8 protein-coding genes are annotated in these 11,895 nt (G+C 36.3%); all 8 read left to right on the top strand.

Annotated features, from left to right (window positions below):
* The first annotated feature begins 78 nt into the window (after positions 1-78).
* Positions 79-924, top strand: a complete 846-nt coding sequence (locus tag Aba26S_RS19640) for a hypothetical protein (protein ID WP_252322568.1) — start codon at positions 79-81, stop codon at positions 922-924.
* A 56-nt stretch (positions 925-980) separates the two neighbouring features.
* On the top strand, positions 981-3,719 hold the full coding sequence (locus Aba26S_RS19635; protein ID WP_043974540.1) for a type VI secretion system Vgr family protein: 2,739 nt from the start codon (positions 981-983) through the stop codon (positions 3,717-3,719).
* Between the two features lie 43 nt (positions 3,720-3,762).
* Complete coding sequence (locus Aba26S_RS19630; protein WP_043974536.1) at positions 3,763-4,770, top strand: T6SS immunity protein Tli4 family protein; 1,008 nt, start codon at positions 3,763-3,765, stop codon at positions 4,768-4,770.
* 11 nt (positions 4,771-4,781) lie between these two features.
* Complete coding sequence (locus Aba26S_RS19625; protein ID WP_052500234.1) at positions 4,782-6,776, top strand: triacylglycerol lipase; 1,995 nt, start codon at positions 4,782-4,784, stop codon at positions 6,774-6,776.
* A 303-nt stretch (positions 6,777-7,079) separates the two neighbouring features.
* Positions 7,080-7,667 (top strand): bifunctional 2-polyprenyl-6-hydroxyphenol methylase/3-demethylubiquinol 3-O-methyltransferase UbiG, encoded by a 588-nt coding sequence (locus Aba26S_RS19620; RefSeq protein WP_043974534.1) that lies wholly within the window; start codon positions 7,080-7,082, stop codon positions 7,665-7,667.
* Between the two features lie 3 nt (positions 7,668-7,670).
* A complete protein-coding gene (locus Aba26S_RS19615) occupies positions 7,671-8,681 on the top strand; it encodes an HNH endonuclease (protein WP_043974530.1) in 1,011 nt (336 codons plus the stop codon).
* A 385-nt stretch (positions 8,682-9,066) separates the two neighbouring features.
* Entirely contained in the window at positions 9,067-10,278 is a 1,212-nt protein-coding gene (locus Aba26S_RS19610) for a Druantia anti-phage system protein DruA (RefSeq protein WP_043974527.1), read from the top strand.
* Between the two features lie 38 nt (positions 10,279-10,316).
* A partial coding sequence (locus Aba26S_RS19605) for a hypothetical protein (RefSeq protein WP_043974524.1) occupies positions 10,317-11,895 on the top strand: 1,579 nt, incomplete at its 3' end.

Below are 11,895 nucleotides of genomic sequence, written 5' to 3'. Positions count from 1 at the left end.
GGTACGGTTCACAGTTTAGAGACATTAAAAGCTAAGTATGGATTAACGCGACCTCAAGTTTATCAACATAAAATCTGGTTGGCTGAACTTATCGATATTCCTGTGCGGAAGAAACTTAGAAAAAAGCAATCTGAGGTGATTCAAGAACAGTGGTTTCAAGCCAATAAACAGCAGCTGAATGGCTTAACTGTTCAGGAAATCGTAGAAAAATTTGATGTCAGTGTATTCATCGCTAAAAAATTTTATAACCGTATTCAACAAGAGCTAGATGAATTCAGTTTTTCTGAAAAATTTCAAAATGATAAGCAAGAAAAGCGGCAATGGTTATTGGATCATCAGGAGGAATTATTAAACTCAGGAAAAACGGTTGCCGTCTTAGCTGATCAATTCCAAAAAATGCCAGGAGAAATTTTAAGAGCAAAAGCAAAATTAAGAGAAATCCTAGATATCCCTAAAATGAAAGTACAAAAAGAGGCTTGGTTTGCGCTACATCAAGAAGACCTCCTTAATCCTGAGTTAAGTAATGAAGATTTAGTCAAAAAGCTTGGTTTGAGCCTTGAACAGATTTTTCGGAAGAAAGATGAATTAAGACAACGTTTAGGTCTGGCAAAGCATAAGGATCGAGTTCAAGCATGGCGTTTAGAAAATCAGGAGATTCTATTGGACTTGCATTTAAGCGTGACTGAAGTTGCGAAAAGATTAAAACGAAGTGAAAAATATATTATTAAAAATCGTATGGTCTTAAGAAAATTTTTAAATATTACCATTGAGGATCAAAAGAGGGCTTGGGTAAAACAACACCAACAGGATTTGGAGCAACTCAGTATTTCAAAAATACAAGAAAAATATCAGTTGGGTCGCTATGTAGTGCAAGGTTATCGAAGACTTTTAGTTACAATGACACAAAACGAAACCTGTTCATAATTGAATCAGATAAATCATTCTGGTAATTTTTTTTGATCAAGAATAAGGCAATAATAATGTTGAATAATATCTTTAGCGTCTTGGATAAATTAGGCGTTGGTACTCAAAAACGTGCAATGAGTATTCAGTTTTCAAATGCAGCGCTTAATACTCAAATCATGCTGCAACGCCTAGAGGGCTATCATGGCATTAATGATGGGCTATCTGTAGAGTTAATTTGCTTATCAACCAATCCTTATATCGAACTCAAACAGTTTATTGGATGCCAAGTTGCTGTAGATCAAGTGACAGATTCAGGCCAACTGTTTAGAACCACAGGCATTATCACAGGGGCAAGCCAAGGGCAAAGTGATGGTGCATTGAGCCTCTATCGATTGACACTGCAGGACGCCACTAGCTTATGGCATAAGCGACGCAATAGCCGTGTATTTATGAATAAGAGTGTTCCTGAAATTTTTGAAGTGATCTTCAAAGAATGGCAGTCTAAATCGCCGTTATTTGCTTCAAGCTTAAAATTAGATAGCAGTGGTTTAAGCAAAGACTATGATATCCGTCCTTTCTCGATGCAGTCGAATGAAAGTGATTATGCCTATTTAACACGGTTGTTACGTGAAGAGTCGATTAACTTTTTAATTGATGAATCCAGCTATATTGTCTCTAGTAATAGCCAGGGTATCGAGCCACAAAAGTTACGCTTAATTGATGATAATGCACAATTTAAGGCGCTTGAGCGTCGAAGCATTCGCTATCATCGTTCTCATGCCACAGAGCAAGCGGATAGTATTACCAGCTTTATTGCACAACGCCAATTACAACCCACTGCGATTCATGTACAGCGCTGGCAGGCGGATAGTTTAAGCCAAGAAGATGCTAGTGGTTCAGTGATCAGTTCACATCAGCACAGCGCTCAGCGTGATAATGAAAGTTTGAGTCTGGAACAAGCGTGGAGTCTTTCACCCGCTTGGATTGCTGATCTCAAAGGCGACGATCAGGCCACGGCATCAGGAAATAACCAACTAGATAAACTCAATAAACAGCTGAACCAATATCAAGCCTTACAAGCAAAATACTTCACCGCGCATAGTAGTGTGCGGGATACACAGGTCGGTTATTGGTTTCAGTTAAATGAGCATCCTGAACTTGAAAAAAATCACCCAGAAGATAAAGCATTCTTAATTCTAAGCAAGCATTTTTATAACCAGAATAACCTTCCCAAAGAGATTAAAGAGCAAGTTGAAAAACTATTAAGTCTCAGTCATTGGACAATGAGTAAAGACAGTGAACAAGAACGCCAAGCCAATGAATTGATGTTGGTACGTCGAACGATTGCCGTTGTGCCTGAATATGATCCATTGACTCACCGTCCGACTGCCCATGTGCAGCGTGCCAAAGTGGTGAGTGACGGTGAAGAAATCCATGTTGATGAATGGGGTCGAATCAAGGTTCGTTTTCTATTTACCCGTACAGAAGATCATGCGCATGATGGTGGTGCAGGTTCAAATGATAATGATACAGACTCTGCTTGGGTCGATGTACTGACGCCTTGGGCCGGTGAAGGCTATGGCGCACGCTTTTTACCTCGTAAAGATGAATTGGTTGTGATTGACTTCTTTGATGGCAATATTGACCGTCCATTTGTGACTGGCCGCATCCATGAAGCACAGCGTTCCCCGACTAAATTTGATCTTAAAGGTCAGCTTCCTGATACCAAAAAACTCAGTGGAATTCGTTCCAAAGAAGTTGGTGGCGAAGGCTATAACCAATTGAGGTTTGACGATACCACAGGACAAATCAGTGCCCAGTTACATAGTAGTCATGGTGCAACTCAACTGAATCTAGGCAATTTAAGCCATCCAAAAGAGAAAGCCGAAAGTGAAGGTCGTGGCGAAGGTTTTGAGTTACGGACGGATGATTGGGGAGGAATACGTGCACCCAAAGGGATATTAATTACGACTGAAAGTGCATCTAATGCGAGTGGAAACCAACTGGATCGACCTCATTTACAACAAAATATTGAGAAATTCTTAGCGACTAATTCAGCAATAAAAGAGGCAGCTAAAGGACATCAAACCACGGAACCTGAATTAGAATTTCAGGAGTCCTTAAAAACTGAACTTCCTCAGTGGAATGAGTCAGATTCTACGCCGTATATTGCGATTGATGCTAAAGATTCAATCATTCTAGATGCGGATAAAGGGATTGTTGCACAAGCTAAAGAAAATATAGATCTAAGTTCTGAACGGAATGTACAGATTTTTTCAGGGCGAGGATTTCTGGCGAATGTCTTAGATAAAATTTCTCTATTTGCGAAAGCAGCAGGTATTAAAATTAAAGCTGGACAAGGCCCCATTGAAATTGAAGCACAAGCAGATTCAATGAAAATTGCATCGCAAGAGTTAATGCATGTCTATGCAATTAATGATTTCGTTAAGGTTGAAAGTGGTAAAGGCATATTAATCGCTTCTGGTGGTGGTTATATCAAAATTGAAGGTGGCAATATCGATATCGTTTGTCCTGGTAAAATTAGCCTTAAAGCTGGGCAAGTACAGGTGATGTCTGGTAGCACATTAAGTACTGATCTCGCAGCCATGCCAAAATTACAGATGGATTATGATGAGCAATTTATTGTTCGCAATCGTGCTGGTGTGGCGCAACCGAATACCAAATATAAGATTACGACAGAAGATGGGAAAGTTATTGAAGGTATAACTGATGCTGAGGGAAAAACTCAAAAGGTTACGATGCTCTCTATGGGTAAAGCCGTATTGGAAATACTTGAACAGGCTAAAAACTAATGGGTTTTTACTCAAGCTTTAGTTTATATAAATAGGTGTAATTATGAGAATCCCATTAGCCTCAATAAATCTAGTCATTTTATTTTTATTCTCAGGCTGTTCTTACGCAGATAATGATAACTCGAATGGTAGTCAAACAATGATTAAGTTAGACAAGATGCAAAATTGGTGCATTGGAAGGTATTCTTTCCAACTGCCTGTTAGCGCTGAGTTAATAGGTGGTTCAGATCGTTATAATTCTTTTTATATAAAAAATAAAAAAAATGCTTCCCATGATGATCTTAAAAAGGCTTATGAAGATAAACTGTTGGAATACTCTAAAAATAATATGCTTATCATTGAAGATAGAGCTGAACAGGTTAATGATGGAAAAACTATTAAAGTGTTTAAAGGAAAAGTAGGTAAAGATCAAAGAGGAGCAAATGATGTTTATGCTTGGGTTTTAATGAATAAAACACTTTTTTTGATTAATGGAACTTATTCAACAAAATTTAAAACTGAAAGTGATGAAGCACTTAATCACTTGCTTAATAATTTAGTTGCACGGAAAAATAATGAAATTCCAACACAGGCTGGAGTTTGTATAGATAATGGCTTTATAAGAAATGAGGGGAAAGTATATAGACATAGTTACAATAGTATTGGATTTAGGCTAAAAGATGCGCCTTCCGTGAGGGTTGCACTTGAAGCTGAGGCACTTTCAAAGCCAACCCCCGATTTAATAGAGCGAACAAACTATAATTTAAAAAAAGAAGGGTTGCTTGCTAAAGCAGAGGCAGAGACGAAAACAATTCGAAAAGGAGCCAAAGCTCAAAATCTAGGAGGGAAGTTAGAAGGAGTTGAGTGGTTAGTTAAAACTCCAATGAAAGGGAAAGATGGTGTTTTGGCAACTTGGGAACATCTTGGTACCCCAGGTTTGGCAACAGACCCTCTTGTGCAGTTAGAAGTTGATACTGGTTATGAAAATAATAATATAAAAACTGCAAGTATTAATGAAAAAGAATCCATTCATTTGTATGAAGTAATACTAAATACAATTAAAAGATTTTAGGAATTTTTTCAATGCCAATTCAAAATGATGCCACAAAAAAAAATGAAGATCACTTTACTTCAATAACAACACCGAGCACTAATCCTACATTAGCTAATGCTATTCTAGGCCCTAAGTTCGTGATACCCATAATATTTATCCCTGGAATCATGGGCTCTAATATTATGAGTAATGATGGAGATCAAGTCTGGTTCCCGCCGAATGGTAAAATGAGTGGTGCGTGGGCTGCAGTAGATGGCAAATTTTTTAGAACTGCTAAAAAAAGACAACGACAATTAAATCCTGAAACAACTCAGGTTAGTAACGCGGGCGAAATCAATTTAAAGAAGAAAGATATTGCTAATTTTGATGAAGATAAAGCGCGAAGTCGTGGATGGGGAACCGTTTGGTGGGATGGATATGGTGCAGCTTTAATTCATTTGGAAAGATTTTTAAATAGAGAGCTAACTAAATTCGATTTAAGCTTTTTAGGAATTCAAAATGAAGATGATTTTAGAGGGTCAGATGTTTGGAGAGTGCTAACAAATATCACTGGTAGCGACATGATCAAAGAAAACGCGATCAGGAGTGTTTGGAACCCTACAAAAGATTTTAAATTGATTACAAAAAATGAATTTGGGAAATTAGCCGACTACGCTTTCCCTGTGTTTGCATTAGGTTATAACTGGCTACAATCCAATGATGTATCGGCTAAGAATGTAGCAGAAAGACTAAATTCAGAAGTTAAGGCTCAAGTAAAAAAAGAGTATCCAAAGGCTACCTTTAAGAAATTTATTATTGTTACCCATTCAATGGGAGGACTCGTAACTCGTTCTTTAATTCAAGACGATTCTATTAAAAATGATATCTTGGGGGTTGTTCATGGTGTAATGCCAGCCAGTGGAGCCCCTACTGTATATAAAAGATTTGCAAATGGTTGGGATGGATCAGAGGTAACGGGGAGTGCAGTTGATAGTATAGCGAAACATGTTTTTGGTGCGACTTGTGAAAAACTTACTCCTGTTTTAGGGAATTCGCCAGGAGGTTTACAGTTACTTCCTTTTGCAAACTTCGTAAATACAGGAAAGTCTAAAACCTGGTTAAAGCTTATTGCAAGAAAACTCAATGGAGATATTATCACCGCAACTTTACCCAAATCAGATCCCTACGACGAAATTTATAAAGATACAAATTCATGGTGGCGTATGGTCAATATGGATTATTTAGATCCAGCTAGTATTTTAACAAATAGAATTAAAGAAAATGAAAGCTCAAGAAAATCTTGGCAAGGTGGAGCTTTAGGACTTGGTGGCTTGGGCGGGTTGGGGAAATCTTTGGGAACTGACGTTGGCCAATTTGGTGATAAAAACGCACAATGGAAAAATCTTGGGGGAAGTGGTAAAGATACTCAATGGCAAATGAATGATGGAAGAAATGATCAGCAAGATGGAGGGTTAGAGCAGGCAGAGTTTACTGAAACATCGGATTTCTTTATAAAAAATGTAAGCTTGGTGCAAAATTTCCATGAGAGCATAAAGGATAGTTATCATACCAATACGTATGCTCATTATGGTAATGATCCACAGCATCTCGCTTTTAATGAGGTTGTGTGGGAAACGGAACAAAGGATTGATGTTGAAACAGAAGATGAACTTATAAATTATAACGGTATTCCATTTGATAGAAATGCAAAAGTTATAATAGATCCTTTTACTGGTGAAAAAATCTTACCCACTGTAGAAGTTTATACTTGGGATAGAAATTTATTTGCAGAGGATGGTGAGCGGAAGATAAAAAGAAGACAGGGGGAGGATGTCATCTTTAAGCTACATATTGCACCAAATCCCAAGACTGGAGCGGGAGATGGAACTGTTTGTCACCAATCAGGGGCCGATGTTCAAAGAGATATAACAAAGCAAGTTTTTGTAATAAATGGCTATGATCACGCTAGTAGTTATAAAGATCAACAAGTATTGGCTAATACTTTATATTCAATAGCTAAAATAGTGTCTTTAGAAGCAAAATGACTTAACTCGTAGCCTATTCGGAAAATTTATCTTTTATAACAAATGCTTAAATATTGCGACATCACAAGTATAGAAGCTAAACCTGAAACTGAAGCCGCATAAGGAATTTTAAATAATGAAAAAGAGAGATTTTATGAAAATAGCTTGTGTATTGGCTATTGTTTTTCTGAGTGGATGCTAAACTTTAATTCGAGATATCTGGGGAGTTTAGTTTCAGGCTGTAGACTATATAGGGCAGAAGAAATGGGAGCGCGATAGTATTTTTATTTTTGTTAGAATTTAAAAAAATGGCTCATCAAATAAATGAAGAAGACTTTAGATTATTACGATATCAATGCACTGAAGTTCTTTGAGTCTACTTTTAACGTAGAAATGGAGAGCCTGTATCTACCATTTCTACGTTATCTACCCGACCATGCTTTTATACTCGATTTAGGCTGTGGTTCGGGTAGGGATACCTTGGCTTTTAAGAATAAAGGTTATCAGGTTAGTGCAACGGATTATTCAAAAGAACTAGTTGATAAGGCAAGATGCTTGACTGGAATTGATGTACGTTTTGAAAGTTTCTATGAGCTGTCTGAACAAAATCAGTATGATGGTGTTTGGGCATGTGCTTCATTATTGCATTGTGAAAGAGAGCGTTTAGCTGAGGTATTGGAAAAAATTCTAAAAGCTTTAAAAGTTAAGGGCATCTGTTATATGTCATTTAAATATGGTGCGGGAGACCGTTACAAGGATGGAAGACAATTTGCAGATATGGATGAGTCACAAGCGCAGAGTTTACTAAAGAAATTTGATAATATTTTACTGTTACAACAATGGATTAGCATTGATAAGCGTCCCAATCATAATGAAGATTGGCTCAATATCGTATTTCAAAAAATTGAATAAATAATGTCATTATCTATACCAACACCACAGCAGCAACTCAAGTTTCTGAAACAGATTCAGCAAATTTTGCATTCAGGAAGTTTTTCTTCGACCTATAAATTTGCTTTATTGATGAGCCTCTCCCGCTTGGCGATTGAACAGGGGAGTGATACTGGAGAAAGCTTAACTTTAGATTATCTGGATATTGCAGAAAAATTTATAGATTTATACTGGAAGCAGACTCTTCCATTTCATTTTAATCAAAATGAACCGTTCCGATTACAACAGAATAATGGCAAGCAAGCAGGAATTATTAGCTTAATTCACACTGCCCAACAAAGTTATAAATCCCTTGCCTTAGCCAGACGAGACCATGTGTACTGGCTGCAATTGAAAAAGAAAGTGGCTGACATCGTAAAGAAGATGCCTGTGACCTATCTACAAAATTTGAAAGGTCAAAATGTTGAGTTTTTATATCGTTTAGAAGATTCACGTAAACAACTCATACTTTTGCCAAATGTCATGTATTGCTTGCGTCAGTTTAGCGAAATCATTGAAGAGTTATGCCAGAAAAAGTGGGTGGATTTTGTAAGGTTAAATAAAGGTAATTTATTGGTTTTAGATGGTTTACCTGATCTGGCAACATTCATGTTTGAGTCAAGCCGAAATCAGCTTCGACAAGTAGGGGAATTCCTAGTTGACCTACAGGCATGTAAATGTTTCTACTGTCAAAAGCCAATTAAGCAAAATCAATGGGCTGTAGACCATTTCATACCTTGGGCGATGTACCCAACTGATACGGGTCATAATTTTGTGCTTGCAGATGAAAAATGCAATTCAGCTAAAAGTGATTTTTTAGCATCAGAAGTATTTTTGTTCCAATGGCATGAACGCAATCAAAGCTTTGATCGCCTCATTACAGAGGAGTTATCAAGGCTTGGATTTTTGACAGATATTAAAACATCAAATAGTGTTGCGAGTTGGGCATATCGGCAAGCTAAAGAAAATGGGTATCTTTTATGGTCAAATAACTAATTCTTATAACTCATAATTCTGGCGAAAACTATGGTTAATTTAAGAGATGCTAATTGAGCTGTTGAGAGAAATCTAGGATAAATAAAGTATAGATTTAAGAATATAGACTTAATCTTTTAAAATAATATAGAGGCAATATAAATTATTAATCTAATAGGAGTTTTATAAATAAAATTTTAAAGTGTATTTCTTCATAAAAATGAAATCTTAATATTCAAAATTATGATGCATAAGCTTAATATTTTTGATGTAGGATGAGGATGCTAATTAATTCTTTTATAAAAACATTACAAAATATTAAAGTTTGTATTAAAATTGAGTAGAAATAGAATCCTCTTAACTATTGGAAGAGTTTAGTTATAAACGCTATTGCAACGGATATCAGATGTCAATTAAACAATCAAAAATAATTCAGACTAACTTTCGAGAGGCGAGTTTAAAGAGAAAATTGCGGAAACATTTGCGTTCTATAGGTTTTACAAAATCTAAAGATGGAAATTTGCAAGCACCTGGGGATAGTAAAGAAACCATTCGCTTTGTTCATAGTGCCCAGCGAGAAGAAAGAATATTAGCGAGTGAAAAATTTATAGCTTGTAAAAGTGAACGGTTAATGAAGTTTTTTGCATCTGGTAAAGATATTGATGTAGAGAAAATTTCTCCAGTTCTCGAACGTGTTTATTCTGATACATGGCAAGGTGATTTATTTAGGTTAGCCTCACTAACATGGTCCGTTCCTGTTTCAAGTGGCTTTGGTAGGCGTCTTAGGTATCTTGTCTGGGATGAACACAATGGCAAATTGATGGGCCTAATAGCAATAGGTGATCCTGTATTTAACTTAGGTGTACGAGACAAATTTATAGGATGGGAATCACAAGCAAGAAGCGCTCGTCTTGTAAATCTGATGGATGCTTATGTTCTTGGTGCAATTCCTCCGTATAATTCTCTTTTAGGTGGAAAGTTAATAGCTTGCCTTTTGCGTAGTCGTGAGATTTATGATGATTTTGAAAAAGTGTATGGAAATAAAACAGGGTTAATCTCAAAAGAGGATAAAAGTGCACGCCTTTTAGCAATTACAACGACCTCTTCAATGGGGCGATCATCAGTTTATAATCGTTTGAAACTCGATGGTATTGAATATTTAAAACCAGTTGGTTACACAGGAGGATGGGGACATTTCCATATTCCTGATTGGTTGTTTATTGAACTTAGAGATTATCTACGTACTATTGATCATAGATATGCTGATCAATATCTATTTGGACAAGGGCCGAATTGGCGTTTAAGAACAACAAGAGCAGCATTATCATCTCTTGGATTTAAAAATGATATGTTGTTGCATGGTATTAAGCGTGAGGTTTTTATTTGTCAATTAGCGAATAATGCTACTAAAATTTTACAAACGGGGAAGGGGCAGCCTGATTTAACTTCTTTACTTTGTGCTAAAGACATTGCTGAATCTGCTCTTGATAGATGGATGATTCCACGCTCGAGAAGTAGGTTTGAATACCTAGATTGGAAGCCAAGTGACCTTTTTCAAACTCTTGAATATCAGGCTCAATTTCGACATAACTTAATTAAAGAAAAAAAAACTTTATAAAGGTTCAGAATATTTAAGGTGGGAACGGAGGGGTTTTAGTGGAATATGCCATTAATAAAATAATAGATAAGTTAGTATCTGCAAAGATGGCTTCAAAATTTAATTTGTATAGTTGCCCTGTTTGTCAGAAACCTGTCAGTTATAGATCTGGTCCCCAAAAAAAACCGTATTTTGCTCATATGCCTGGTGTGGGGACTAAGGAGTGCGAAAATTTTACCCCTAGTCAAAATATTACCCATCCATTAAATGACTCCTCGTCTATTGTGACGAAATGGAGGATGGAACTCTATTTACACCTTCCAAAAAAGAATCACTATGCTGGTTGGTTTCTTGAATTACTACTTCCTAAGCATAGAGCTTGTCATGCTTCTATGAAATTAGATTTAGGAGGAGGGAGGTCACAAACAGTTGATATGCGCGGAATGGATAAAGATCGTAGAATGATGGTTGAACTCTCTACATCATCTTATCGAATAACCGAGTTCATAGGAAAACCTGATCCGTACTTTATATCCAATTTTGAAAGGGAGTGTGTAGGCTTGCCTACGTCTAAAGCAGCCGTTTTTTCTATTTCCAAAGAAAATAGTCAAAATAGCTTTCCTAGGGCTCAAATTCTTAAAAGTTTTACAACGGTTGCCCTATTATGGCAGGAGGCACAAGATACTAGTTTTCCTGAAGAATTAATAATTGAGTACTTGCCAAAAAGACAGGGATGGAGTCTGGCTTTAGTTACGATTCCAGATGAACTAACTTTAGATTGTATAAATTGGCTTTCTAAATTTACAGGTTTACCATTTGAAGAGTCGAAATCTTCTATAAATCTTATTTGGCCATTTTTAACGAAAAAATCAAGTGTTAATACGATTGATTGCATTAAGTCAGATTCTACTTTATTTGCAATTGCTAAAATATCTAAGAAGCAACAAGAGATTATATTTCAGAGTGATTCTAAAAGGCTATCTGCATTGTATGTTGATAGTCCTACAGCATTTTTTGAATTTAAACCTGAAGATAGTAAAAATTTAAGTATAGAAAATAAAAATAGTGATGAATTAAACGAACAGATTTCATTTTCTATTCCTCTTAATAAATTCCAATATCCTTTAGTTGAACTAGCTTTCAAGTTTAATAATGGAGACTATAAAATTGTATCATTACATCAACGATGTTGTTTGGAGACTGTTCTAGAAGCAAGAAAACAGCAAGTGAAATTGGAATATATATCAATGCCTATAGGGGCAAAAGGAAAAATATTCATAGGTGAGGGTGATAGAAAAAGTAAAATTGATGTTTACTCAAGTGATAGAGTTGCTCCACATAATCAAAGAATGAGAATACCCTCTCTTGAAATTATTGATGAACTCTCTATGGCTTTAATTAATCCTGAAAGTCAAGTAACAATTGATTTTGATGGATTTGGAATGCTACATCTTGTAGGAAAAATATGGGGTGAAGAGATAACCTCTTTCCCTTATCTGGAACTCTCTTCATCACTTAGATCAAGGCTCTTTAGCTTTTTACTACAATTGAATTTTAAATCCCCTCTTCCAGTGAATTGTGATGATAAGACTCTTATTAATTTATTAACTATGGCTAACCCAAAGTCGACATTGGGCA

The organism is Acinetobacter sp. NBRC 110496 (genome assembly GCF_000876115.1).
In the GTDB taxonomy this organism is placed as follows: domain Bacteria; phylum Pseudomonadota; class Gammaproteobacteria; order Pseudomonadales; family Moraxellaceae; genus Acinetobacter.
The sequence above is the reverse complement of the archived record's forward strand: the minus strand, read 5'-3'. Positions and strand labels throughout refer to the sequence as shown.